Annotated in this window: 29 protein-coding genes and 1 pseudogene; 23 read left to right on the top strand and 7 right to left on the bottom strand. The window is 32.7% G+C overall.

All coding sequences use genetic code 11. From position 1 onward, the window contains the following. Nucleotides 1-2 precede the first annotated feature (2 nt). From AC07SW_RS07920 to AC07SW_RS07860, 13 genes and pseudogenes are all read left to right on the top strand, one after another. Complete coding sequence (locus tag AC07SW_RS07920; RefSeq protein WP_494632599.1) at nucleotides 3-239, top strand: hypothetical protein; 237 nt, start codon at nucleotides 3-5, stop codon at nucleotides 237-239. A gap of 17 nt (nucleotides 240-256) precedes the next feature. Then, the gene (locus AC07SW_RS07915; protein ID WP_494632598.1) at nucleotides 257-748 is read left to right on the top strand and encodes a hypothetical protein; all 492 of its coding nucleotides are present in this window, start codon (nucleotides 257-259) and stop codon (nucleotides 746-748) included. Between the two features lie 27 nt (nucleotides 749-775). Then, complete coding sequence (locus AC07SW_RS07910) at nucleotides 776-928, top strand: hypothetical protein (protein ID WP_494632596.1); 153 nt, start codon at nucleotides 776-778, stop codon at nucleotides 926-928. A gap of 64 nt (nucleotides 929-992) precedes the next feature. Further along, nucleotides 993-1355, top strand: coding sequence for a hypothetical protein (locus AC07SW_RS07905; RefSeq protein ID WP_494632595.1), 363 nt, complete (start codon nucleotides 993-995; stop codon nucleotides 1353-1355). A gap of 25 nt (nucleotides 1356-1380) precedes the next feature. Beyond that, a complete protein-coding gene (locus AC07SW_RS07900) occupies nucleotides 1381-1644 on the top strand; it encodes a hypothetical protein (protein WP_494632594.1) in 264 nt (87 codons plus the stop codon). Between the two features lies 1 nt (nucleotide 1645). After that, nucleotides 1646-2161, top strand: a complete 516-nt coding sequence (locus tag AC07SW_RS07895) for a hypothetical protein (RefSeq protein ID WP_494632593.1) — start codon at nucleotides 1646-1648, stop codon at nucleotides 2159-2161. 250 nt (nucleotides 2162-2411) lie between these two features. Further along, nucleotides 2412-2999, top strand: coding sequence for a recombinase family protein (locus tag AC07SW_RS07890; RefSeq protein WP_485399585.1), 588 nt, complete (start codon nucleotides 2412-2414; stop codon nucleotides 2997-2999). Further along, the gene (locus AC07SW_RS07885) at nucleotides 2980-4425 is read left to right on the top strand and encodes a transposase (RefSeq protein ID WP_494632591.1); all 1446 of its coding nucleotides are present in this window, start codon (nucleotides 2980-2982) and stop codon (nucleotides 4423-4425) included. The genes AC07SW_RS07890 and AC07SW_RS07885 overlap by 20 nt, the downstream gene beginning before the upstream one ends. Beyond that, nucleotides 4418-5234, top strand: a pseudogene (locus AC07SW_RS07880) (AAA family ATPase). The gene AC07SW_RS07885 and the pseudogene AC07SW_RS07880 overlap by 8 nt, the downstream one beginning before the upstream one ends. A 56-nt stretch (nucleotides 5235-5290) precedes the next feature. Then, nucleotides 5291-5557, top strand: coding sequence for a linear amide C-N hydrolase (locus AC07SW_RS07875; protein WP_494632590.1), 267 nt, complete (start codon nucleotides 5291-5293; stop codon nucleotides 5555-5557). Between the two features lie 611 nt (nucleotides 5558-6168). Then, nucleotides 6169-6495 (top strand): DMT family transporter, encoded by a 327-nt coding sequence (locus AC07SW_RS07870; RefSeq protein WP_034568423.1) that lies wholly within the window; start codon nucleotides 6169-6171, stop codon nucleotides 6493-6495. Nucleotides 6496-6508: 13 nt separating this feature from the next. Next, entirely contained in the window at nucleotides 6509-6820 is a 312-nt protein-coding gene (locus AC07SW_RS07865) for a DMT family transporter (RefSeq protein WP_034568424.1), read from the top strand. 588 nt (nucleotides 6821-7408) lie between these two features. Next, nucleotides 7409-8254 (top strand): Rgg/GadR/MutR family transcriptional regulator, encoded by an 846-nt coding sequence (locus tag AC07SW_RS07860; RefSeq protein WP_119908421.1) that lies wholly within the window; start codon nucleotides 7409-7411, stop codon nucleotides 8252-8254. Between the two features lie 35 nt (nucleotides 8255-8289). Here AC07SW_RS07860 and AC07SW_RS07855 read toward each other — a convergent pair whose 3' ends face one another. The 3 genes from AC07SW_RS07855 to AC07SW_RS07845 all read right to left on the bottom strand — a co-directional run bounded on the left by AC07SW_RS07855 (nucleotide 8290) and on the right by AC07SW_RS07845 (nucleotide 10568). Then, on the bottom strand, nucleotides 8290-8907 hold the full coding sequence (locus tag AC07SW_RS07855; protein WP_279625191.1) for an MBL fold metallo-hydrolase: 618 nt from the start codon (nucleotides 8905-8907) through the stop codon (nucleotides 8290-8292). Nucleotides 8908-9029: 122 nt separating this feature from the next. Beyond that, nucleotides 9030-9284 carry a YiaA/YiaB family inner membrane protein gene (locus AC07SW_RS07850; protein ID WP_051915592.1) on the bottom strand — a complete coding sequence of 85 codons (255 nt, stop codon included), beginning with the start codon at nucleotides 9282-9284 and terminating at the stop codon, nucleotides 9030-9032. A gap of 117 nt (nucleotides 9285-9401) precedes the next feature. Continuing rightward, nucleotides 9402-10568, bottom strand: a complete 1167-nt coding sequence (locus AC07SW_RS07845) for a hydroxymethylglutaryl-CoA synthase (RefSeq protein ID WP_463684711.1) — start codon at nucleotides 10566-10568, stop codon at nucleotides 9402-9404. Between the two features lie 260 nt (nucleotides 10569-10828). Between AC07SW_RS07845 and AC07SW_RS07840 the strand changes: the two genes are divergently transcribed. Together AC07SW_RS07840 and AC07SW_RS07835 are read left to right on the top strand one after the other, a co-directional pair. Further along, nucleotides 10829-12004, top strand: a complete 1176-nt coding sequence (locus AC07SW_RS07840) for an acetyl-CoA C-acetyltransferase (RefSeq protein ID WP_463684709.1) — start codon at nucleotides 10829-10831, stop codon at nucleotides 12002-12004. Nucleotides 12005-12028: 24 nt separating this feature from the next. Beyond that, nucleotides 12029-13306, top strand: coding sequence for a hydroxymethylglutaryl-CoA reductase, degradative (locus AC07SW_RS07835; protein ID WP_135022994.1), 1278 nt, complete (start codon nucleotides 12029-12031; stop codon nucleotides 13304-13306). A gap of 37 nt (nucleotides 13307-13343) precedes the next feature. On the opposite strand, the gene AC07SW_RS07830 is transcribed toward AC07SW_RS07835, so the two are convergent. Beyond that, nucleotides 13344-14222, bottom strand: a complete 879-nt coding sequence (locus AC07SW_RS07830; protein ID WP_034568434.1) for a helix-turn-helix domain-containing protein — start codon at nucleotides 14220-14222, stop codon at nucleotides 13344-13346. 1326 nt (nucleotides 14223-15548) lie between these two features. On the opposite strand from AC07SW_RS07830, the gene AC07SW_RS07825 reads away from it, so the two are divergent. The 4 genes from AC07SW_RS07825 to AC07SW_RS07810 all read left to right on the top strand — a co-directional run bounded on the left by AC07SW_RS07825 (nucleotide 15549) and on the right by AC07SW_RS07810 (nucleotide 18884). Continuing rightward, nucleotides 15549-16994 (top strand): glycoside hydrolase family 1 protein, encoded by a 1446-nt coding sequence (locus AC07SW_RS07825; protein WP_311779636.1) that lies wholly within the window; start codon nucleotides 15549-15551, stop codon nucleotides 16992-16994. A gap of 127 nt (nucleotides 16995-17121) precedes the next feature. After that, entirely contained in the window at nucleotides 17122-17460 is a 339-nt protein-coding gene (locus AC07SW_RS07820) for a hypothetical protein (protein WP_051915593.1), read from the top strand. Next, a complete protein-coding gene (locus tag AC07SW_RS07815) occupies nucleotides 17444-17941 on the top strand; it encodes a DUF4064 domain-containing protein (protein WP_034568438.1) in 498 nt (165 codons plus the stop codon). Before AC07SW_RS07820 ends, AC07SW_RS07815 begins: the two co-directional genes overlap by 17 nt. 178 nt (nucleotides 17942-18119) lie before the next feature. Continuing rightward, entirely contained in the window at nucleotides 18120-18884 is a 765-nt protein-coding gene (locus tag AC07SW_RS07810) for an EAL domain-containing protein (protein WP_051915594.1), read from the top strand. 21 nt (nucleotides 18885-18905) lie between these two features. On the opposite strand, the gene AC07SW_RS07805 is transcribed toward AC07SW_RS07810, so the two are convergent. Genes AC07SW_RS07805 through AC07SW_RS07795 form a run of 3 tightly spaced genes read right to left on the bottom strand, consistent with a single transcriptional unit; the run spans nucleotide 18906 to nucleotide 21276 of the window. Then, a complete protein-coding gene (locus AC07SW_RS07805; RefSeq protein ID WP_119908417.1) occupies nucleotides 18906-19991 on the bottom strand; it encodes a hypothetical protein in 1086 nt (361 codons plus the stop codon). Nucleotides 19992-20003: 12 nt separating this feature from the next. Then, nucleotides 20004-20891 (bottom strand): ATP-binding cassette domain-containing protein, encoded by an 888-nt coding sequence (locus AC07SW_RS07800; RefSeq protein ID WP_494632588.1) that lies wholly within the window; start codon nucleotides 20889-20891, stop codon nucleotides 20004-20006. Between the two features lie 4 nt (nucleotides 20892-20895). Then, nucleotides 20896-21276 carry a GntR family transcriptional regulator gene (locus tag AC07SW_RS07795; RefSeq protein ID WP_034568443.1) on the bottom strand — a complete coding sequence of 127 codons (381 nt, stop codon included), beginning with the start codon at nucleotides 21274-21276 and terminating at the stop codon, nucleotides 20896-20898. Nucleotides 21277-21417: 141 nt separating this feature from the next. Between AC07SW_RS07795 and AC07SW_RS07790 the strand changes: the two genes are divergently transcribed. From AC07SW_RS07790 to AC07SW_RS07775, 4 genes are all read left to right on the top strand, one after another. After that, on the top strand, nucleotides 21418-22596 hold the full coding sequence (locus AC07SW_RS07790; protein ID WP_494632586.1) for a serine hydrolase domain-containing protein: 1179 nt from the start codon (nucleotides 21418-21420) through the stop codon (nucleotides 22594-22596). A 201-nt stretch (nucleotides 22597-22797) separates the two neighbouring features. Beyond that, on the top strand, nucleotides 22798-23325 hold the full coding sequence (locus AC07SW_RS07785) for an Rrf2 family transcriptional regulator (RefSeq protein WP_034568445.1): 528 nt from the start codon (nucleotides 22798-22800) through the stop codon (nucleotides 23323-23325). Then, nucleotides 23306-25534, top strand: coding sequence for a YhgE/Pip family protein (locus tag AC07SW_RS07780; RefSeq protein ID WP_494632585.1), 2229 nt, complete (start codon nucleotides 23306-23308; stop codon nucleotides 25532-25534). The genes AC07SW_RS07785 and AC07SW_RS07780 overlap by 20 nt, the downstream gene beginning before the upstream one ends. A gap of 83 nt (nucleotides 25535-25617) precedes the next feature. Further along, nucleotides 25618-26007 (top strand): VOC family protein, encoded by a 390-nt coding sequence (locus tag AC07SW_RS07775; protein ID WP_494632584.1) that lies wholly within the window; start codon nucleotides 25618-25620, stop codon nucleotides 26005-26007. Nucleotides 26008-26011: the final 4 nt, after the last annotated feature.

Below are 26011 nucleotides of genomic sequence, written 5' to 3'. Positions count from 1 at the left end.
GTATGACAGTGAAATTAGGGACGCAGGTGTTTTTTGAGACACTGGATTGTATTTTTATTGGAAAAATTGAAAAAGAGTTGGTCAATAGTTACATTCTATGTGTTGAGACAACAAATGAACATTTTTTGGAAATGTATCATGGAAGAATTGTAGTAAGTAAAAAGAACTGTTATTCAAATAGAAAAAAATTAACGCAAATGAAGTTGAATGAAATTGATAGTAAAAATGAATATCTATAAAAGGAAGTGGAATAAAAATGGAGGTACCAGATGAAGTTGTACTAAAAATAAATCAACTTATAGAATTAGAGAAAAAAGTACTCGAAGATAAAGGGGCTGTTTTACGTTGGGCGGTAGATTACGATTTGGGACTACTTTTTATGGAATGTTTGTCTCAGAAATTATCAGGAGAAGAATTTAAACAATTTGCAGAAAATGAGGCAAATAATAAAGGAAATATTCCATTATTTGTATGGCCTTATATAGTAGAACCTAATGTTGGGAAAGAAAAAAAAGGAGTGAAACATTTGTTGATTCCTTCTCAAGAGCTATTACATGCATTGTCTCTAAAAGCAAAGTATGAAGATCAACGAATGGTTTTATGGACGATTAGTCAAGGTGGAGCCTATTTAAAAGTACAACATGGAAATTATCAGCTACCATTATATAATCAGAATGGAGAATACGTAGCTGAATTAATAAAAAATGATCAATTATCAGCAGATTTAAATTATTTTAATAGCATATAGTCAAGCATCTAAAAAGGAGAAGGATATATGAAATTAGTATCAATTAAGCGTTTTCTTTTGATTTGTTTGTTTACAGCATGTGTAGGAGCAGCAACGTATCAATTTTCTGAGTATCAACGAATAAGAGAAGTAAATAAAATTATTACAACGGATTTAAATTCAACTAATTTGTCTAATTAACTAGAGTGTAAAAGAAGAAAGATTAAGGATAACTTTTATTCTAACATAGGAAGTGATTATACTAGTGAAAGAAAAAGGAAAACTATTAAAAGGATTACTTTTTGATGGAGTAATTACGATTCAATGGAGTTATCACTTATTGATAAAAGAAGGAAGAACAACGGATGGGTTAGGGTTATGTTATCTAAATCAAGCAAACACTTATTTTACATGTGCAAAAAGCTTATATTATACACATAACTATATGTTAGATCAGCAGTTAGAATCATTCTTTTTTGCATTTAGTCGATACAATCATGAATTATTGAACTATGTACGTAAAGAAGATTCTGATACTAGTGAGGTATCTAAGGTATATAATATGTTTATTTCAGAATCTAAAGAAATTTTAAACTGGACAGACTCTGATCTGGCTAAAGTAAAGTAATGATAGAATGGAGGGGAAGAAATAGATGAAATTAATCAGTTCTTTTTTTAGAAAAACATTAGACTTTAAGGGAGAGGCAAAGGCTAGTGAACTAATTATTTTATTTGGTTTAATTATTGTAATCGATCTTATTTTTAGACTGTTAGTACTTGTTAACCCCCTATTTTGGTACGGATTAATACTTTTTTCAATCATTATAGTTATCCCAAGTTTTTCTTTAATTATTCGATACATGAATGTAGTGTTTAGAGAAGATTCGGTAGAGGAAAAAAGAACAAAGGAGCCATGAGATGGAACCAACAGAATATTTTACAGTTGAACAAGTAGCCAGGGAAGTTAGACTGACAAAAGAAAAAGTAATTGTCTATTGTAAGGCGATCGAAAGATACAGCGGTAATAAGGACTATTTTATTCGAAATGAAAAGAACAGGCGATTATTTTCTTTAGATAATCTTTTATTGATTGAATCTATAAAAAAGGAAAAAAGCTTGAATAAAGGAACTTTAATGGAATCAGTAGAAAAAACTATGACCATTACGGAATTTAAGATAGTTGAGGAAAAAGCCCCGTATGAGCAATTAACAATTGAGATAAATGAAATCAAAAAACAAATGACTGAACTTATAAACTTAAATATTGAAATAAAAAAAGAATTTACGCTACAAAAAGATCTTGAAACAACTTTGTTAATCAAAGAAGCTCAAGAATGTTACCCTAATTTATTTCCAACATACTCAAAAAAAGTGCATTCAACTAAAGGTTTTAGAGACAAGTTAAATCTTTTAGTTGACACTTGGTTAAGATAAAATCTCCTAGCTTAGAATGATAGAGATGACTTAAATAATCAAGTGCGATAAATGACATTAATACATTAGAAATAGGTATTGAAATAAGTGTACAGAAAATGACCATTTTCTGCACACTCTTATTTTTTCTCAAATTTTTAAGGATTCAGCTCAATTATATGTTCATAAAGCCGTAACACAATCTATGTTCAATTAAACTATCTAATTAAAGTTATGGTACAATAGAAATAAAAAGAAGGAGAAGATCATTTTGAATATTGGATATGCACGTGTTTCAACTGGATTACAAAATTTAGATTTACAAGAAGACAGTTTAAAATCTTTTGGATGTGAAAAGATTTTTACTGATTATATAAGTGGTGCAAAAAATAAAAGGCCTGGTTTGGAATCGGCAATCGAGTTTGCTCGAGAAGGAGATTCAATTGTTGTTTGGAGATTAGATCGACTAGGTAGAAATATGGAGGATCTAATCTCTATAGTAAATAAACTAAATGATCGTGGGGTGAGTTTTCATAGTATACAAGAAAATATTACAATGGATAAATCCAGCTCAACAGGTCAACTCATTTTTCATTTGTTTGCGGCATTTGCAGAATTTGAACGTAATTTAATTCTAGAACGTTCTGCAGCCGGTAGAGCAGCAGCTAGAGCAAGAGGTCGCTTTGGAGGACGACCTGAAAAATTGTCTTCCCAAGACTTAGCTTTACTTAAGACGTTGGTAGATAATCAAACACCTATAAAAACGATTGCAGAAAAGTGGAATGTCTCTCGAACAACAATTTATCGTTACTTGGATAAAATGAAGGAAGAGGAAAAAAATGGAGAAAAACAAGCTTAAACCATTAACAGCTTACTCTGAAAGTCATCGAAAAAAAGCAGTTGCAAAATTTAAGATTATTGAACCCTATATTAAAGGTAATATTTCTATCAAAGATATCTCTAAACAAGAAAATATTCCTATTAGAACTTTATATAGATGGAAAAAGGCATATGATTATGATGGTTTAAAGGGACTCATTCATAAAACCCGATCAGATTCAGGAACAACCAAAATAAGTCTTAAAGTAAAAAATCTTATAGAAGAAACTGTTTTAAAAAATAAGAGAATAAGTGTTGCTACTATTCATCGGAAAGTATTAAATGAGTGTAAAGTGAATAATTTACCTCAACCGAGCTACCATCAAGTCTATCGTGTAGTAAAAAATGTTCCGAAGGACTTGATAACCTTATCGCAAGAAGGCAGCAAGAGTTATAAGACTAAGTTTGATTTAATTCATCTTAGAGAATCTAACCATTCAAATGAACTGTGGCAGGCGGATCATACATTGTTAGATATTGAAGTTTTAGATGAAAAGAATCAACGCACTAGACCTTGGTTAACCATTATTATGGACGATTACAGTCGTGCCATTGCTGGGTATCATCTTACATTTGAGTCTCCATCTGCAATCAATACTGCTTTAACACTCCATCAAGCTATATGGAAAAAAGAAAATGCTGACTGGCCAATTTGTGGAATACCTGAAAAATTTTATACCGATCATGGAAGTGACTTTACGTCTAATCATTTAGAACAAATTACGATTGATTTAAAAATCAATTTAATTTTTTCTACAATTGGGTTTCCAAGAGGTAGAGGAAAAATTGAACGTTTTTTCCAAACAGTGAATCAAATGCTTTTAGAATCTTTACCAGGCTATACGAAAAATAGTAAAACAGAAAAGTTATTAACTTTTCAAGAGTTTGAAGAAAAACTCGTTTACTTTATTCTCAATGAGTACAATCATAGAATGCACAAAAATATTAAAAATAGTCCAATAAATAAATGGAATGAATTGAACTTTTTACCTAATATGCCTGAAAGTCTTGAACAACTTGATTTGCTACTCTTGCAGGTTGCCAAAACTAGAAAAGTGCATTCTGATGGCATACATTTTCAAGGATTTAGATATACAAATCCTAATTTAGCAGCTTATGTAGGTGAAACAATCCTTATTCGATACACACCAAAAGATTTAGCGGAAATCCGAATATTTTTTAAAGATCAGTTTTTATGTACAGCAATCGCACCTGAGCTTTCTTCGTTTACAGTAGATATTAAAGAGATACAATTAGCAAGAAATAAACGTAAATCTATTTTGAAAAAAAAGCTTTCAGCAACAAACACAATCGCCGAGACGCTAATATCTACTAAAATAAAACAACAAACTAATGAAAGTAAAAAAACAAAAAAGTCTAAATTGAAGAGGTATTTTAATGACTAAAAAAACAAACTTCATTGAAACTAAAGAATATAAACGCTTTGCGGAATTTTGTAATGCTTGTATAAAATATAAATATATTGGGATTTGTTATGGATCACCTGGTGTAGGAAAGACTTTATCTTCAAGATATTACGCGAATTGGGATACAATTAGCTATCAAATTGATTATAGTATGGGTAAAAAAAATTGCTGATAATGCAACAAAAGAAATTATGCCAGCCAATGTACTTTTTTACACGGCTCCTACTGAAAAGCCAACAAAATTAGCAAGTGAGTTAGATATTTTAGGATATAGGTTAGCCATGACTAAATTGATGTATCAAGTAAATCTTGGTATTGTAGAAGAAGATTACTCGAATGTTGGAGAATATACTGAAGTAGATTTAATTATCGTAGATGAAATTGATCGTTTGAAATTGCAGCACTTAGAACAATTACGCAATATTTACGATCAAAATGATATTGCAATGATTTTCATTGGAATGCCTGGCATTGATAAAAGACTTTCTAGGTATCCACAGCTCTATTCTCGAATTGGCTTTGCTCATGAGTTTGATAATCTCAGCAAAGATGAAACTCACCATATTTTAGAATATAAATGGTCTGAACTAGATATCCCAATTAAATTAGAAGATTTTTCTGACTATGAGGCAATCACTAGCATGATAAAAATAACTAATGGAAATTTCCGATTGATTCAGCGTTTATTTTCACAAATTGATCGAATTTTAGAAATTAATAATTTGAGAACGATTACTGTTGAAGTTGTAGAAGCAGCTCGTGATAGTTTGGTCATTGGTATAAAATAAAATGCTACAGATTTTGTAGCATTTTATTTATATGTGTCATATACCTTGTTAAAAAAATGCCATTTAAATCCAAAAGTGACATTTTAGCAACATCCGATATTGTTAAAGGGGTAATTAAATTAGACCTCCCAGAAGATAGGAATAGACAGTATACACAATATACTTCTGTTTATGATTTAAGTAAAAAACAGTTGTATATCAAAATGTATGAGAACTTCACGATTCAAATGATTGAGTTTGACGATACTGTTGAAAATCAAGATAAAACTAAAGTATATGAGCTAGTTAAAGTACCAAAATATAAAGTATTAAATGATAAGTAGATTGTAGGAAAGAAGAGAGTTCTATATGGGGTAAGTTAAATCAAATTTTATTACGAGGTGGAGGTTTTACTTCGGGTGAAAATTATTTAGCACATTACTAAAAACGAAGGAAAAAAGAGTCTAAATGGTTTTCTTTGCTGGTGTTTAACTCATAAGAAACTAACGATTAACATAAAAAATTGTCTATTCAAGAAACTTTTTTACTCAGGCTGTGTTAGAAAGAAAATTCAATTTGTTAGTTTTGTTTCTGATTTTAGAACCCTATGTGCACATTTTTTTAATGCTTTATCAGTTTTAGTTTTTTGTAGATATGGATTACTCAAAATAAGAAGCGTAAATTCCTATGTTGTAATATATTTTGTTATCGTCATTTACATATTCGGTAATATGATGAATTTCTGTAGGTTACACTTTTACTTCATTGAATATAGCAATATAGCAGACTTAATTTTTATATAAATGTATTTTAAGTATTTTTCATGATACGGAGCAATTTCTTCAAATAAATTTTTTTTGAATCTTGTTCATCGGAAGTTTTGCTCAAGTATTTTTTTCATAAGCAAAAATGTGTTAAGATAGAAAGCGAAACGATGAGATTATTGGAGGAAATTATGAATAAAAGTTGGCTATTAGTAATTTTAGGAGCAATTTTAGAAATTGGCTGGGTAACAGGCTTGGCACATGCCACTAGCTTAGGGGAATGGGCAATTACGATTATTAGTGTCATTTTAAGCTACGGATTATTTACGATGGCTGCAAAAGAGTTGCCAATGGGGACTTTATATGCAGTTTATACAGGTCTTGGGACGGTAGGTACGATTTTAACTGGAATTTGGCTATTCGATGAAGCAATTTATCCTTTAAAAGCTTTTTTAATGATTTCACTATTGGTAGGAATTGTTGGGTTGAAAATGGTTGAAACAAAAAAAGAGGTATAAGGAGTGGTTACAATTGGATTGGTTGGCATTATTTGTTGCGGGACTAATTGAAATTATTGGAGTGATAAATTTAAAAAGATTAGCCATTGGTAAAAAAGACGCTATTTTCTTTGCGGTTTTGTTAATGGGGATTAGTTTAATGCTGTTGTCCTATGCGCTTCAAACGATTCCAATGGGAACAGGTTATGGAATTTGGACTGGAATCGGAACGGTGGGAACCACGATTGTTGGAATTTTATTTTACCGTGATTCGAAAAGTGTTTTACGCTTATTTTTTATTGGGATTATTTTAGTTTCAACGATTGGTTTAAAATTAATTAGTTGATAGAAAAAGATTTACTGTCATTGTAGAAAATCAAAAAGTTATTAGAAAAATGGGAATAAATTAAATTTAAATCCATATTTTACAGTTAAACCAAATAAAAAAGCTAGAAGTACTGTTTTAAAACAGTATTTCTAGCTTTTTTATTTTATTTAATTCCTCTAAATTAAACAATTAAATAAAATACGTTAAATAAAAAACTAACGAATCATGTCAAAACTAACGAAATAAACAGCATTATATTTAAAATTTATAGAATTTAAATATATAACAAAATTACTTTTCTGTGTCATATAATACACTAAGAAAGAAGCTCTCAAAAAGAAATGTTTAAATGAAGAGAGAAAAGATTATTTAAAAATACAGATAAACCACTGAGTAGAAAGTGATGTTGCTTGTCTTATTTTAAGTTTAATTTTTCAAAAAAATTGTTGGAAAATCTTACTTTTGATAGTGGGAATATGGAACTATACCAAAGAAAATTAAAACAAAATGTTTGAATTTTAAATGGATTCTATAGTTAAAAAAAAGATAACTATTCTTTTAGAAAAAAGTCTTTTCTTTTCTTAAAAATATAACAGAGGTGATAAAATGTCGTATGGGAAAATAGTTTCAAAGCTTCGAAAAAATAAAAATTATTCTTTAGAAAACGCATGTAGGAATACAATGACAAAATCTTTTTTATCAAAATATGAACGAGAAAAAGTAAATATTTCAGTGACAAAATTTTTTAAATTATTGGACAATTTAAATGTTGAATACGACGAGATTGATTATATAAAAAATGGGTACCGATTGTCTTCAAAAAGAAGAGTAGAGGAACGAATTATAACGGCTTTTCAAAAAATTGATTTAGAAGAGTTAGAAAAATTAAATCGTGAACTCATACAAGAGCTAGAAACGACTGAAGATATTTTCTTTTTACACAATCATTTACTTGTTTATTCTCTAATTTGCCGAGTGAAAAATGAAAAAATTGATGAAGAAAAAGTGTTGCCAATCAAATATTATCTCTTCAATACTCAATATTGGGGTTATTATGAACTGCGTTTATTTACCAATATGATGTTTATTTATGACTTAGAAACACTAGAATTTTTAATTGAAAAAGCCTTAAAAGAAGTTTATCTGTATCGCGATTTAAATGCAAACCAAGACGACTTAGCGCGAATGCTAATTAATATGGTATTGTGTTGTTTTGATCAACATAATAATAGAAAAGCACAGAAGTACTTAAAGACGATTGAATCAATTGGAGTAAAAGAAACTGCCTTTTTTGAAAAGGTAACGATTGAATTTTTAAACGGAATTCTCTTAATTAAAAATGGCCATAAAACTTCTGGAGAAGAAAAATGTTTATTTTCACTTGAAGTATTTAAACGACTCGGGATGAAAGAATATGCTAGCTATTATAAAAATTATTTAGAACAAGTCTAGTAAAAAAGCTTCCTTAAATTTAAGGAAGCTTTTTTTTAATTAAAGTATGGATTGGTTTTTTGTTCCTGTGCAATAGTGGTTTCATCACCGTGTCCAGGATAAACAACTGTTTCTGGTGGCAATGAGAATAATTCAGTTTTAATGGCTGTAAGCAGTTGATCTAAGTTACCTGTTGGCAAATCTGGTCGTCCGACACTGCCTTTAAATAGAGCATCTCCAGCAATTACGAAATCATTAAATATAAAACTCACACTGCCAAATGAATGTCCAGGTGTTGGTACAACTGTAAAATGAAGTTTTCCAAAATGATACTCTTGATACAGTGTAAACTCAAATTCTGCAGGTCTAGCAGTAACAGGAATAGTTGTAAATTGTGCAGATAAGTTCATTTCAGGATCATTCAACCAATCTTGTTCCAATTCATGAACATAAACAGGGATTGAAAAAGCGTCGCGTACTTGATCGACGGCACCAATATGATCATGGTGAGTGTGAGTCAATAAAATGGCTTGAGGAATTACATTTAGTTTATGAATGGTATCAATGATTCTTTCTGCGTCAGAACCAGGATCGATAATTAAAGCATCTGTGCCATCCGCTATAATATAGCAATTCTCTTGTAAGGAACCGTTAGGTATTTTTTCGATATGAATCATTTAGTATCACTCCTAAAAAAAGTCTTGATTCGATTATAACGGAAAAAGGAGTGAGAAGAAAGAATTGAAACTAAAAAGCCGCTAAAAAAGTTGCATCTTTAGCGACAGTTTTCATACTATTAATGAGCATCTTCATCTACAGCTTTAAACATTTGTTTATAACGTTCTTCATCTTCTTGATTATCACGAACAACTTTTGCTACAGTGAAAGAAGAAGAAATGATTCCAACAGTTCCCATTAAGTAATAGCCTTTTACCATCAATGGTTCTTTTAACGTGTAAAGACCAATTGTGATTAAGACAATAAAGAAAATAAAGGATCCCCATGCCAATAAAGTAAAAGCTGGTGTATTGCGGTATGTTTTCTTTTTCATTTTGCACCCCCTAATCATTAAGTATACTAGATTTCGATAACAACTGCTATCTAAAAAAATGTTTTTAAAATTCCTAAAAAAAATCCAATTAAGAAAAATCTTAATTGGACTTTTTACTTATTTTTTTAAATATTGACGCATGTGCTCTGTAATTCCAGTTAAAACAATCTCAGCAGGATCATCGGTACTCTCAATTTTCATTGTTGAACCATCCGTTGGTAGCTGTTGATTAAATCGTTCTTCATATTCTGAAATGGATAATTTTTTACGTTTATCTAACAAATCTTGATGGCCTTTAGCGTTAATATAATCTTGGAAGTTTTCTTGGAGTGTTCCACTAAAGAACTCTGCCACAGCACCAGAGCCATAACTAAAGAATCCTAAACGGTCTCCGGCTTTCAATGATGTTTGGTGATCGAGTAAAGAAATCACACTTAAATACAGAGAGCCTGTGTAGATATTTCCAATTTGGCGACTGTACAGCGTACTTAAACGATAATTTTCCAATAAGCGTTCTTGATCCTCACTAGAAACTGAATCAATCACCGTATTTAATGCTTTACGTCCCATTTTTGTATAAGGTAGGTGGAAGCAAATTGCAGTAAAGTCAGCTAATGAATAAGTGAATTTACGTTGATATTCAGCCCAGATTGTTTCAAAAAATTGAATGTATTGTTCAGTTGAATATTTACCATTTACAACGGCTGTTTCTGAGTAAACAGGACGCCAGAAATCCATAATATCCCCTGTTAAAAAGACATTGTCATCTTCTAAGGCAATCACGCGAGGGTCTTTTGTAATCAAGACAGCGACTGCACCAGCTCCTTGAGTGGATTCACCAGGTGTATCTAAACCGTAACGAGCGATATCAGAACCCATAACTAAAACCTTGCTTTCAGGATGGTTTGCAACGTATTCTTTTGCCATCTGAATGCCTGCAGTTGCGCCATAACAAGCTTCTTTAATTTCAATTGAACGAGCAAATGGATTCAAGCCAAGTAAGCGATGAATATAAACTGCGCCAGCTTTTGATTGATCAATTCCTGATTCTGTTCCTAGAATGATCAAATCAATTTTTTCTTTATCGACGTCATCTAATAGCGATAGGGCCGCATTAGCTGCCATTGTTACCGAATCTTGCGTAACAGGTGGAAATGCCATTTTATCTTGTCCAATGCCGATGGTAAATTTATCTGGATCAATTCCTCTTGCCTGAGCAAGCTCAACCATGTCAACATAAAAAGCAGGTGTATAAAAACTAATTTTATCGATTCCTATCTTCATTATCATTACCTTTTTCTATTATATATTTTTGACTCACACTATCAGTTTATTAAAAATAACTTTAAAAGACAACCGAAAGAAGAAAATTTCATCATAAATTAGTAAAATCTTTAAAAAAAAGCCCTATTTTTCATTTTAGAATACGTTTTCATTATTTAACCTAAAGGTTTTAATAAATTTTTAAAGACCCACAATCAACAAGTTGTTTTGGCTATCAATAGTGGTATAATAAAGGCAAAATGTTTTCAAAGGAGAGGGCTATGAAAGAAGTTGTAATTGTAAGTGCAGTTCGAACACCACTTGGAAGATTTGGTGGCAGTTTAAAAGATATTTCAGCTGTTGAACTAGGCAAAATTGTTGTAGAAGATGCATTAAAGAGAGCCGATATAGAGACATCAGATATTCAACAAGTTATTTTTGGAAATGTGCTGCAAGCAGGTCTAGGGCAAAATCCAGCTAGACAAATTGCTATCCATGCAGGCATTCCTTTTGAAGTTCCTGCAATGACAATTAATGAAGTGTGCGGTTCCGGTTTAAAAGCAGTGATGTTAGGCAGACAAGCGATTCAACTTGGCGAAGCAGAAGTCGTTGTGGTTGGCGGAACTGAAAATATGTCACAGGCACCATTTTTAATGGAGCATCATCGCTTTGGTCACAAATTTGGCAACGATCAAGTGGTTGACAGTATGATTAATGATGGATTATCTGACGCCTTTGGTCAGTACCACATGGGAATTACTGCAGAAAATGTAGCTGAACAATTTCAAGTTAGCCGTAAGGAACAAGATGCTTTTGCTTATCACTCACAAATGAAAGCTAAACAAGCAGAAGAACAAGGTTTCTTTCAAGAAGAAATAGTTCCCGTTTTACTAAAAAATGGCACTTTAATGGAAAAAGATGAAACGATTCGTTATGATACATCAATGGAAAAATTAGAACGTTTGAAGCCCGCCTTTAAAAAAGACGGCACCGGCACCGTCACAGCTGGAAATGCTTCTGGAATCAATGACGGTGCTTCGGCATTAGTGTTAATGTCCAAAGAACGAGCAGAAGCGAAAGGAATTCCTTATTTAGCAACCATCAAAGCAACCGCTGAAATTGGAATTGATCCTGCGATTATGGGATACGCTCCCTATTATGCAGTCAAAGAAGCTGTTAAAAAAAGCGACTATAGCTTATCAGAAATTGATTTATTCCAATTGAATGAAGCATTCGCCTCACAATCAGTAGCTGTTGTAAAAGATTTAAAAATTGATCCAGCAAAAACCAATATATACGGTGGAGCAATCGCCTTAGGGCACCCAATTGGCGCATCAGGTGCGCGAGTATTGACGACCTTACTATACGAATTGAAACAAACGAAGCAACAAACAGGTGTGGCATCATTATGTATTGGTGGCGGATTAGGCGTTGCCATGGTTGTTGAACGTCACTAAACTAGTTGAAAGAGGGGAATTGAAATGGATTCAACTATTTCAAAATTTTATCAAAAAAGCCGCCAAGAGCGAATTAAACTATTAGCTGAAAAAGGATTTTTAACCGAACAAGGGGAACAATTATTAATGGATGAACAGCTATTAGATGCAACAATTGCAGACAATATGATTGAAAATCAACTAAGCCAATTTCCATTGCCAATAGGTGTGGCACTAAATTTTTTAGTGAATCAGAAAGATGTGATTGTGCCGATGGTGACAGAAGAACCTTCTGTGATTGCAGCAAGTAGCAATGGGGCAAAAATGATTCGAAGTGGCGGTGGATTTACAACTGAAATTCACGAACGTGCGATGATTGGACAATTGATTTTTAAAGATGTTCCAGATATCGAAGCAGCTGCAAAAATGATTCAAGATAAAGAAAGTGACATCATAGAAATCGCATCCCGTGCACATCCTTCTATAGTTAAAAGAGGAGGAGGCGTGAAGCGAGTTGAAACAAGAATCATTACAAATGAAGAGCGAGTACCTGAATATTTAACCGTTCACCTAATTGTAGATGTTCAAGAAGCCATGGGAGCCAATACAATCAATACAATTTTAGAAGCAACAGCTGAACCGATAACCAATTGGATTAAAGGAAGCACCTTGATGCAAATTCTAAGCAACTATGGCGATGCTTCTTTGGTTACGGCTAAATGTGAGATACCAGTAACGGTTCTAGCAACTCAGGAATACAGTGGAGCAGAAGTTGCCAATCGAATTTCAGAAGCAACCCATTATGCTCACTTGGATCCTTACCGAGCAGCAACTCATAATAAAGGCATCATGAATGGGATTGACGCAGTAGTGATGGCATCTGGGAATGACACAAGAGCGATTGAAGCAGGTGCTCATGCTTATGCGAGTCGAACAGGGCGTTATAAAGGGATGTCCAATTGGTTTGTGAATGAAGCTGGAAATTTAGTAGGAGAATTGACATTGCCAATGCCAGTGGGAACCGTTGGTGGCGCTATTAGTGTCTTGCCACTTGTGAAAGCAAATCAAGAATTATTGCAAATTCATCAAGCGACAGAGCTTGCAAGCATTATTGTTTCAGTTGGATTAGCGCAAAATTTATCAGCATTAAAAGCGTTAGTAACAGAAGGAATCCAAAGAGGTCATATGTCACTACAAGCAAAGGCACTGGCAATCCACGCAGGCGCAACTGGTGATGAAATCGAACAAGTAGTAGCAGAATTACGGAAAGCACCTCAAATGAACCTAGCTACTGCACAAGCTATCTTAAAAAAAATAAACTAAAGAAAAAAACCTTCTCAAAGTTGAGAAGGTTTTTTCTTTAGAATTTGTAAGGTGTTAATTTATATTGTTTGATATCTTCTTTAATGCCAGTAACAATATTGTCATTGCCATTCATAATCGCACAAGCCATTGCTAAGAAGTAGAATTCTTCTGCTTCTTTTTTATTGCCTTTTTTCAATAAGTTAAAGCCTTTTTCATAGTACAAGAAATCAAGCATGTAGTATGATTTGTCTTTTTGTAACAAGTCAATTCCGATGTCAGATAAGCTAATAGCTTTATCGTAGATTTCAATTTTTGAATAGAATTTAGCTGCGTTGTAATAAATCTTCAATAATTTAGTAAAGTTATCTGCTTCAACTTTGTTTAATTCTTGAATATCATCAATTGATTTGTCGAAATAAACTTTAGCTTTTTTAATGTCATTTTTTGAATCATAAGCAATTCCAATTGAATTTGTAACTAAAACATCCACAAAATCAAGATTAGAAGAACGCTCTAAGATTAATTCTAAATTAAAGTAGTGCAAAGCTTCTTCAAATTCGTTGAAACCAATTAAACGAGTAATCCCAACATAGTAGTAATAAAGTTTTTTATCGTGAATATTGTCTAGCTCATCTTCGTTGATGCTACTTACTAATAAATCATAAGCTTCTTTATGTTGTAGTTGGTTACAAAGAGTATCAACTTTTTTAAAGAGATTGTAATTTGTATTTGAATCTCCTTCAACAATACAAACATCGTTGATTTCTGCACCTAAACGATCACAGATTTTGCTTAAAATATTCATAGTTGGAATATTGTTGTGATTTTCAATTTTACTGATGGTAACTTGGGTACAGATGCCTTCTGCCAATTGACTTTGTGTTAATTTTTTCTCGATTCTTAATTTTTTAACTTTATCTCCTAAGATAATCATGATAAAAAATTCCCTTCTATAGTTGATTTTAATTAATAAACGTTATATTATAGAGATAGTAAAACAAATGTTTTGCTATCTCTATTTTTAATATTTCCAAAAAGTAAAGATTATTTTTTTTGGGGGGGAGGAATAAATATGTTACTTGAAGAATTAGTGAGTTTAGCAGAAGGGTCAATTTCGACCTACGGCAATATCAGCTATATATAGTTCAATTAACTTTGAATTTATTCCAAAAACTTCTGTGTGTATTCTTAACATTGAAGTTTTTTTATTATAGTAATCAATTACTGTTCAATATTATAGCATAAAGGTTAGCTATTTGTGTTGAAATTTTAATCTTATTATCATCGTGAATCCAGCTATTAGATAGAATAATATCCATAAATAATATAATAACTAAAAATGATAATCCAAATAAATGTGAAAAATAACTCAAGATTAGTGTTTGAAGAGACCAAAAGGAAAACTGATTTATATAATAATTGAATAATTCAGAGGTGTTTTTTTTATATAAATGCTTATTTTATAAGGATTAACCGTTTTTTTTTTGAATAAAATGCTTTTTTTACATTGGAATTATACATAAAAATAATTATTTAGGTTATATGTAAGAATAATAAAACGTGTGATTTCTTTCACGTTTTTTTTGTTTATTTTAGAAGTTTTTTTGTGAACAAAATGTGTCGTAAAATAAAAAAATAATTAAAAAAGAGCGAATATGAATAAAAAAATTACGAATTTGATGTTTGATTCGACGTTTAATAGCTAGTTTAATTATTAAATTATAACAAATATAGTTGTGATAGTTAAAGAGAAAAGCGAGTTAATCATTTTTTCAGAATGAAAATAAACTAATTTTAGAAAAAGTTTCTTTCAGAAGAAAAATAGAGACGGAAATATGAACAAAAGCTTATTTTATGCGACTAATAGAATTGTTCGATGAAAAAATGTTCGAAAGTTAAGAACAAAAGTAAATGTGAAGGTATAAAAGTAAAGTATATTGGTTTATGTATGAGGTTTTCCAGTCAAACATTTTGTTAAGAAAAAAAGAACAGGAAAAATAAAAGTACTTTTTTTAACCAAAATTAATTAATAGTTAAATGAGGATGAGAGGGATTCGTCCATCTTTTTTTAATAAATATTAGGTTCAGTAATGAAGTAGTTTTAATTAGGATAAAAGGACTCACCTATTACTAGTAGAATAAGGACTAAGAAATAGAAAGAAGTTCATTTTTTAGAAACAACAGTTCTAACTAGCATTTTTTTGTGCAATAATCTATAATTTAAATATAAAAGTATAGTCTATTATTAGGAGTGATTGGAATGGAACATATTCAATTAAAAGATTTTCCAACTGATTTTTTATGGGGGAGCGCAAGTGCGGCTTATCAAGTTGAAGGAGCATGGAATGTTGATGGGAAAGGCAAGTCTGTTTGGGACGTCTATGCGAAAGTTCCAGGGGCAACTTTTCAAGATACTAATGGAGACGTCGCAGTTGACCACTACCATCGTTATAAGGAAGACGTTAAATTAATGGCAGAGCAAGGTTTAAAAGCGTATCGTTTTTCAATTGCATGGAGCCGAGTTTTACCAAATGGAACCGGAGAAATCAACGAAGCAGGGTTAGAATTTTATGATCGTTTGATTGATGAATTGTTGTCTTATCAAATTACGCCAGTTGTTACGTTGTATCATTGGGACATCCCGCAAACATTAATGGAACGTTATGGCGGCTGGGAAAGTCGCGAAGTAATTGAAGATTTCAATAATTATGCAGTTATTTTATTTAAGCGTTATGGTGATCGAGTGAAACATTGGGTAACTCTAAATGAACAAAATGTTTTTGTGGGACAAGGCTACAAAACAGGGACTCATCCACCTGCAGTTCGAGATGAAAAACGATTCTATGAAGTCAATCATATAGCAAATGTGGCTAATGCAAAGGTAATTCAATCATTCAGAGCTTTATCGATTGAAGATGCGTTGATTGGACCAAGTTTTGCCTATACCCCGGTTTATCCAAAGTCACCCAATCCCAAAGATATTTTAGCTGCTGAAAATGCGGAAGAACTATTGTCGCACTTTTGGATGGATGTTTATGCCTGGGGCGAATATCCTAGAGTAGCAATGAACTACTTGATCAAAGAAGGCATTGCACCAACTATTTTACCGGGAGATTTAGAACTATTAAAAGCGGCAACACCTGATTTTATGGGGTTAAACTATTATCAAACAGCAACTGTAGAGTACAATCCATTAAATGGGGGCGTTGGTGAAGCAAAACCAAACTTTACTGGAAAAAAAGGAAGCAGTAAAGACAGTGGTATTCCTGGCTTATTTAAAACGACTGCCAATCCATTTACTGAAACAACAGATTGGGACTGGACGATTGACCCAGAAGGGCTACATGTAGCCTTACGACGGATAGAAAATCGCTATCAATTGCCAATCTTAATTACTGAAAATGGTTTAGGAGCCTTTGATAAGCTTGAACCAGATGACACAATTAATGATGAGTACCGGATTGATTATTTAAAACGTCATGTAAAAGCCATTCAAGAAGCTATTACAGATGGTGTGACAGTATTAGGCTACTGCACATGGAGTTACACAGATTTGTTAAGCTGGTTAAATGGGTATCAAAAACGTTATGGGATGGTTTTTGTTGATCGTGACGAACACGATGAAAAAACGTTGCGTCGCATTCCAAAGAAAAGTTATTATTGGTATCAAGGTGTCATTGCTTCAAATGGCAAACAAATAGAATAAGCAACGCTAGGCTTGTTTCATTGCGAAACAGGTCTGTTTTTTTTTAATGATTGATGGAACAAATAAAAAATGACGACACCTATGAAAAAAGGTATAATAGAATAATAAAAGATAAGGGGGAATTTAAATGGAATCACTGATAGTTGCATATTTCTTTGTGTTTCTAGCATTATTTTATATCGTACTAATTGTTGGCATGATTTTTATGTGGTATTTTATCATTAAAAAAGCAATTGTTAAAGGGATTAATGAATCAAAATTAGTGAAAAATAGTTCGGATCATGATCGGGAAATTTATCTATTAAAACAAGAGCTAAAAGGACTAAAAGCAGCTCAACAACTTACTGAAACCACTAATGAAGCAATTTTTGATGAAATGGAGCCGCTTGTAGTAGAAGAAGAGAGTTTTGTAACTGAAGAAGCGGAAAAAGATGGAGGGAGAGAACACGATGAATCGACAAACTGAATATCTATTAACACTGATAGGAGCTATCTTTAATGCCTTATCTGCTTTTGTGCTTATTATTATTACAGCTTTAGCGGGAATTGGGATATCTTCTCAAATGAATCAAACGTATGATACGGATTATTATAATACAAACTATTATGATGGTTCGGAAAGTGCTCTTTTAATTGGAGTCTTAATTGTTGTTGTCATTTTTTTAGTCGCAACGTCTATTGTAGGTTTTATTGCAGCTTTTAAAATCAAAAAAGGGCATTCAGGTTGGGGAATTGCTGTTTTGGTTTTAGGTGGACTTTCAATAACTTCAATTCATGGGATTTTATGGGTGATTGCAGGAATCATGATGCTAACTAGAAATGGTCAAATCAATGAAGGATCAGATTCTATCACAGATGATTTGACTTATTTAAAAAAATTGTATGATGAAGGCATTATTAGTACAGATGAATATGAAAAGAAAAAAAAAGAATGGCTTAATTTTTAAAAAAGGCAATCTGAATCGTATGTCGATTTGGATTGTCTTTTTTTAATTTATTAAATGAATAGAACTAAATAAAAATAGTTCTAAAAAAGTGTAAATAGTTGCGATTACTAGCAGGTTTCTATAATATAATAAGGGTAAAATGAGCTTTAGAATATCATTATTGAAATGAGGAATGACAGTGTGTTCTGCAACTACGGATACCGAAATTATAAAGGGGATTCAAAATCAACAATATCAAGTTTATTTTCAACCTAAAGTGAGTCGTAACCAATTAGAAACAGTGGGTGTTGAAGCATTAATTAGGTTAAAGATAGGAAATCGTATTTTAACACCAAATCTTTTTTTCTCATTTCTAACAGCAAAAGATAGCCGTAATTTACAAAATTACTTGATTCAAGAAATCGTGATGTTGTTAAATACAAATCCTTTTTTTAAGAAACGAACAATTGCTGTTAATATTCCCTCTAGTGATGTGACAGATGATACTTATATAGAAAAACTTTGCCATTATTTGCAAGCTAATTTAAATGCGCCAGAACGCTTGGAGTTTGAGATTGTTGAACGACCAGAGATACAGGATTTGGAACGAGCTAATCAAAATTTAGTTCAATTAAAAGCATTAGGAATAAAAATTAGTTTAGACGATTTTGGACAAGGCTCATGTTCTTTGCAATATTTACACTCATTACCCGTTGATTGCTTAAAAATAGATCAAGCTTTCATTCGCTCAACCGAACTAAAAGCAATGAAAATTATCGAATCGACGATTAAATTGGCTCATAGTTTGAATTTATCAGTGGTAGCAGAAGGTATAGAAACGCTAACTCAATTAAAACAAGTTCATGAACTAGGCTGTGATGTATTTCAAGGATATCTATTTGATTGCCCACTAAGTCTTTGTGAGCTAACAACTAAAAACAGAAAAAACGCAAGGCTCTTTTAAAAGAGCCTTGCGTTTTTTTAATTAAAAGCTTCTTTTTTTTAAAGCTTCTTTCTTGAATAGAAGGAACCAAGAAAGGCTGCCACAAAAAGCGACACCAAATCCAAAGGACAGTAAATGATTAAGCCAGAAGAAGCGAGTAAGCTGAAGATTATAAAAATCAGCATAGAGCCAGTTGCTTACTAGCATAAAAGGGACATAAAGACTGACAATCAGAATAAGAGGCTTATTTAATGTTGAAAATAAAATAAATTTACCGTTATTTTCTAACGAGAGTTTTTTATAATAATGAGAAGATAACGCCACTAATAATCCAGTCGCCACACTATAAACTAAATAATACCAAATTGGAGGATGTTCCCCTTGAATTCCTGGAGCTTTAAATAAACTAAAAACCCATGAATTACTTGCAATCATAGAAATTGAACCATGTTGGTAATAATTCCATTTATCAAAAAGGGTGCGAAAGGTATTCATAAAAAAGCCAATACTAATTGAAAATCCAATGCTAACAAAAAATAGAAAGAACACATCCCCGATGATGATAGCAAAAAACATCATCATGGAAAAAATTAAACTATAAAATAATAAGCTTAATAATTGGTTAGGTAAAAGTTCAAAAAATGTTGCATTGAAAAATTCGTTCGGAATTTGCATGTAAAGTAATCCAATAAAAATTATTTTTCCAATGATTAAGCTGCCAAGAAGGGTACTAAAACCAAAAATCATTTTTGTTGAAAAAATCATTTTTTTCGAAAAACGACTAGCAAATAAAAATTGATCGAAATCTGAAAATTTATCTAAAAAGAATAAACCAAAACTTAATAGTGCGATAGCAATCCATAAAATATGGGAGGGTTCATTAATAAAAGTAGTAAAAATTTTATTTGAAGATTGCCCCGGCGTATAAAATAAGGAAAAATCATAATCTTTTATCGTTTCCGTGCCTTCAGATAATTTGATTTGTTCAATTGTTGATTGATAATTCTCGTTCCAGCTATTCACCTGATTAAGACCATTATATAAGTAAATTCCAACTACTGTTACAAAAAATAAACTCAATAATTTCCAATGGTGTTTCCAAAGTAAGCTATTCAAATCTTTATTCATCACTCGTTCCTCCTAATTCATCATTTGGTAATCTGCATCTTTGGTGGATTGACTACGAATAATATCTTCAATAGAAACAGGTAGTCTTTCAAATAATACAGGTTTCGTTTCTTTAATTTCATTTTCTAATTCTTGAGGCAATTCTTCAAATAAGTAAGTCAAAACACGCCCCTCAACAGATAAAAGAGTAGCGTTATCTTTTATAACAGAGGGAATGTCTTTTGTGACAAAAACAAATTGGACTTTAATAGCCGTTGAACGTAAGTGTTCTAAATAGAAATCTTTTGTTAAAGTTCCTTTTTTTAAAACTAAAATTCGATCAGCAATAGTTTCTAGTTCTTGAAGTTGATGAGAGGCAATTAGAATACTCACTTGATTTGTTGCAGCCTGTTTTAAAATAAAGGCTAACGCACGTTTCCTTTGAATTGTATCCAACCCATCTAACGGCTCATCTAACAAGAGATAATTAGCTCCTGTAGCAAAAGCACTAATTAAACGAACCATTGTTTTAGTACCTTTTGATAATTTCCCATAACGTTCATCTAACGTTAGTTTGATTTTTTTGAGTTCTCGTTGAAATAAGGCTTGATCAAAATTTGGATAGACGATGTGGTAATAATTGCTAATTTCTTTTAATTTTAATGAATCAAAATAAGAAAGAGAATCTTGTAGTAAAAAAATATGTTCTTTTTGTTTGGGAACCGTTTCAATCTCTTTCCCATCAATTAAAACGGAACCAGCATCTTTTTGATAAAGTCCAACCATGGTTTTAAATAAACTTGATTTTCCATTTCCATTCCGACCAATCAAACCCGTGATTTCTCCTGTTTTTAAGGTGAAATGAATATCCTTTAATGAAAATGAGGCACTAACTTTTTTTGATAAATGTTGAATGTCCATTGGCTTACTCCTTTTTGAGTTTTTTATAGTTTTCTTCAATCCATGCTGTTAATGTTTCTTTGGGAATTTCCAAGTAAAGAGCTTCTATACAAAATTCTTCCAATTGTTTTTGAAGTTTTAACTCTAATTCGGTATTGATGGGATTTGTTTGCCGTTCAGCTATATAGGTTCCTTTTCCTCTTAACGTTTCAATCACACCTTGACGCTCTAATTCTTGATAAGCTTTACTGATTGTATTTGGATTTACTAAAATAGTTCCAGCCATTTCACGTACAGACGGAAGCTTGTCGCCTGGTAATAATATTTTAGCTAAACATTGCTGTTTGATTGCTGATATGATTTGTTCATAATAAGGATGAGGGCTGCGGGGATCAATTTTAATCATAGTCAGACTCCTTTTGTACAGTTGTTTTTGTATTATGTGTACTATTGTAACTAGTACACGTTGGAATGTAAAGAAATTTTAAAAAAAATTAAGTAATTATCTGGAAGTGTAGAGTTTATAATAGGGAAAGAGGTGAGAAGGATGCGGAAAATTAGTTTAGCAATCATAGGTTTAAGTTTAGTTATAATAGGTGGAGTATTCCTTGCAACACCTCACAAAAAAGAGAGCTTTGCAGCAAGCGCCTCGCATTCAAAGATTGGACTATACAAGTTAAAAGAAAATGGCTTAGCACTGGAAACGAATGATTCAGAAAAGTTAGTACCAAATCTTGATAATCCTAATGATGGAAATAAAACTCCTGAATTAACTACTAAAATTGAAAATTTAATCCATCCAAAAGAATTTAACGGAACATTACTAGTCATTAAAAATGGAAAAGTCTTGATAAATAAAGGCTACGGATATGCTAATAAAGAAACGAATCAATTAAATACTTTTCAATCCCTTTACTATATAGGCTCGATTGAAAAAAGTATTACGGCAACGGCTATTATGAAATTAGTAGATGAAGGAAAAATAAAATTAACCAATCCTATCAAAAAGTATTACCCTACTATTAATGACAATGGCGTCATCACAGTTAAACAATTATTAACCCATACGTCAGGAATCGTTGGAATGAAGAAAACAGGGCAACAAGTGACCCACAATGGCGCAGTTCAAGAGGTGTTAGACCAATTAAAAATTGTTAATAACGGACACTGGCATTATACCGATGACGATTATACGCTATTAGCAGGAATTGTTGAACGTGCTTCAGGTACAGATTACACCACCTACGTGACTAAGAATATTATCGAAAAAGCCAATTTATCCCACACCGGTTTTTACGATAGCTTTGATACAGCCCTCTTTCATACGGTAGCTTACCAAAAAGTAGGAAATCAAGCCTATCAGCCACTTCCTATCACTAAAGGAAGCCTGTCTGAAGAATTTGGAGCTGGAAATATGTACATGACAGCAGGTGATTTAGTTAAATTCAACCAAGCGTTAGTGGATGGAAAATTAATCAGTAAAACAAGTTTAGATCAAATGCAAACGCCAGGATCATCCGAATCTTCATACGGTTTTGGCATGTACCTTGGAGAAAAAACAAAATATAGCCACGGTGTGCTTGGTGGATATCATAGTTTAATATTGATTTCAAAGGATGGCAACGATGGCGTTGTTGTGATGGCAAATGAAAAAACGCCCTTTGATATTCTTCAAACAGCGGGTGCTATTTTAAAAGAAGCAGACAAAGTAGAAACCATCGATTAAAAAAGAGGTTAAAATCACAAAAATAAGTGATTTTAACCTCTTTTTTTTTATAAATACATAAAAAAATAAAAAAAGTTGATTTAAATGCTTGCAATTTAGTTCAAAAAGGAGTAAATTTATTCATGGATATAGAATATCTCTAATAGATAGCGAATGTATCTGATTAGAGGCATTATTTTAAAGCTGAAAAGAGGCGAAATCATGAAGCTGACAAAAGGCTTGGAACAAGCTGTCTGTGTGATTGCGTTATTAGCAACCCAAGATCAAGAGATACCCGTTTCTTCACACATTATCAATTATCGGTTACAAGGCTCACCAACCTATTTGAAAAAATTAATGCGCAAGTTGGTAGTCAATAATCTTGTAACATCAGTATCAGGTATCAATGGTGGATTTTCACTGGCGAAAGCACCTGAAAAAATAACGATATTGGAAATTATTGAAGCGTTAGAAGGACCTGTGATCACGTATCCAAATACAGGTTTAATCAACATGGTATTTCAAGATATGCAGCCTGTTGCCAATCAAGGAGATTTGGTATTAATGGATGTATTTCACGAAGCGGACAAGTATTACTCGGATTATTTAGGGAAGCAGACAGTTGAAGATTTGATCCAAGAAACGTTAGGACTTCGTGAAATTCCAATTTTAAATTGGAACGATTTAGCTGAAAAAAAAGGGTTACTAAGAAAGGTGTTGAAAAACGTCAATGGAAATGATGAAAAATGAATGGAAAAAACTTGCCGGCAATAAATTATTACTAATCTCATTTGTCGTGATTATGTTTATTCCTATCTTATACGCAGGATTCTTCTTGAAATCAGTGTGGGATCCATATGGTAAAACAGGTGAATTACCTGTTGCAGTTGTAAACTTAGATGAATCAGTCGACTATCAAGGGAAAACATTAGATGTCGGGGATCAACTAGTTGAGAATTTAAAGAAAAATGATTTATTAGATTGGCATTTCGTTTCAGAAAAAGCCGCTAAAGAAGGTATTAAAGATCGTAAGTACTATATGGTCGTGACGTTACCAAAGAATTTTTCTAAAAATGCTTCAACACTATTAGACAAAGAACCAAAGAAAATGAATATCACTTATGAAACAAATGGCTCATTAAACTATATCGGTGAAGTTATTGGCGAGACGGCGGCTAAGCAATTAAAAAGCGAAGTTTCAGCTAATGTAACAAAAGCCTATGCAGAATCAATCTTCGGTCAAATTGAAAAAGTTGGAGACGGCTTTACACAAGCGGCAGATGGTTCTAAAAAACTAGATGACGGAACAAAACAATTAAATGATGGAATCGGTCAATTAGCTTCTAACGTTGGCCCACTTCAAACAGGTGTCGGTCAATTAAACGATGGTTCACAAACCTTAGCAAATGGCGTTGGTGCTTATACAGCAGGTGTGGGTCAGTTAGCCGATGGAAGCAATCAATTAGTTGCTAAAAATGAAGAGTTAAACAGTGGTGTAACTGCCCTTAACGGTGGCTTAAATGACCTTAACTCAAAAGTACAAGCATTACCAGAACAATCACAACAATTAGCAGACGGTGCAAATCAAATTAAAGCAGGAACCGCAACAGTTGATGAAAGTGTTCAAAAATTAAGTCAAGGAGCAACTGGCTTAGTAGCTGGAGCAAATGCACTTAATGAAAAATTACCAGCAGATGATCAAATTCAAAAATTATCAGGTGCATTGGATCCAGCAGCATTTAATAGTATGCCAGCTGAACAACAAGCACAAGTTTTAGCTCAAGCAGCAGCAATGGTAAATGGATATACAGATATTAAAGATGGTGTGTCACAAAAATTAATTCCAGGTGCAACACAAATCAGCGGAGGATTAAACCAATTAGGTCAAAATACACCAACTTTAGCAGATGGAGCAGCATCTCTAGCTAATGGAACAACTCAATTGAATGCAGTTGCCCCAACATTACAAGCAGGTGTTGGTCAATTAGCAGAAGGAGGCAACAAAGTCAGTGCAGGAGTTAAACTTTACACAGACAGCGTAGCCCAATTACAAGCAGGTGCTTCTCAATTAACAGCAAACTCTAGCGCTCTTAATAGTGGAGCCAACGCTCTAAACGGCGGAATTGGTCAAATTTCTGGTAAATTACCAGATTTAATCAGTGGCGTGACTCAACTAAATGACGGTTCAAGTCAATTAAAAGACGGTACAAAAGAATTATCATCTAAATTAAAAGATGGTGCTAAAGAAGTAAACGGAATTACAGCAACAGATAAAACCTTCGATATGCTTGCGAGTCCAGATAAATTGACTCATAAAGAATACAGCCATGTTGAAAACTACGGTGCAGCTCTTGCTCCATACGTTTTATCATTAGCTTTATATGTTGGAGCGTTAGTCTTCAACTTTATCTTCCCAATCCGTAAAATTTCAATGACAGGTCAATCAAGCTTCTCATGGTGGTTAAGCAAATTCTCAATCGGTTTAGTTGCAGCAGTTGCAATGGCAGTGGTTGAAGCAGGCTTAATCCTAGCATTAGGCTTACATGTTGAGTCTGTAGCACAATTTATGACAATGGCAATCGTAACCTCAATTGCTTACATGTTCTTGATTATGACATTAGCCATGACATTTGATAACCCAGGACGTTTCATCGGAATGGTCTTATTGATTGTTCAACTTGGTGGAGCTGGTGGTACATTCCCAATTCCATTAACAAATAACTTCTTCAAAGCGATTCACCCATACTTGCCAATGTCTCATTCAATTTATGGATTTAGAGAAGCAATCAGTGGTGGATTAGGACAAGGTGTCTTTGTAAGTAGCGCATTGATCTTGTTGGCAATCTTCGTTGTCTTCAGTGGATTATTATTCCTTTCAATGAACTGGTTACAAAAAAGACATTTAGATGATGTCTCACAACTTGATGACAATCAAAAATTACAAGCTTTAGAAGACTAAACTTGAAACAAGATAAAACCTAAATGGTTTTATCTTGTTTTTTTGTTATACTAAAAAGAAATGGGGCTAAAAGGAGGAACCAAATGTTACATCATCTTGATTTATACGTCAAAGACTTGCCGAAGCAAAAAGCCTTTTGGAGCCAATTTTTAAAAGCCTTAGGGTATCAAGAATACCAAAATTGGGCTACGGGGATCAGCTGGAAAAAAGAAAACTTTTATTTTGTGATTTCAATTGGAGATGGTAAAATGATTGAAACGCCTTACGTAAAAGGTGGGATCGGTTTGAATCATGTCGCATTTGCAACTGAAACAAAAAAACAAGTAGATACTTTAAGAAAACAGATACCGTCCTTTGGTGGAACGCTTTTGTACGATGATGAGTATCCATTTGCAGGCGGGCCTCATCACTATGCCTTGTATTTCCAAGATCCAGAAGGAATGAAGATGGAATTGGTCGCTATTGAAAGTTGAAGGG

This window comes from Carnobacterium sp. GW821-FHT04C06 (assembly GCF_059420345.1).
This window is presented reverse-complemented; position numbering and strand designations above follow the sequence as displayed.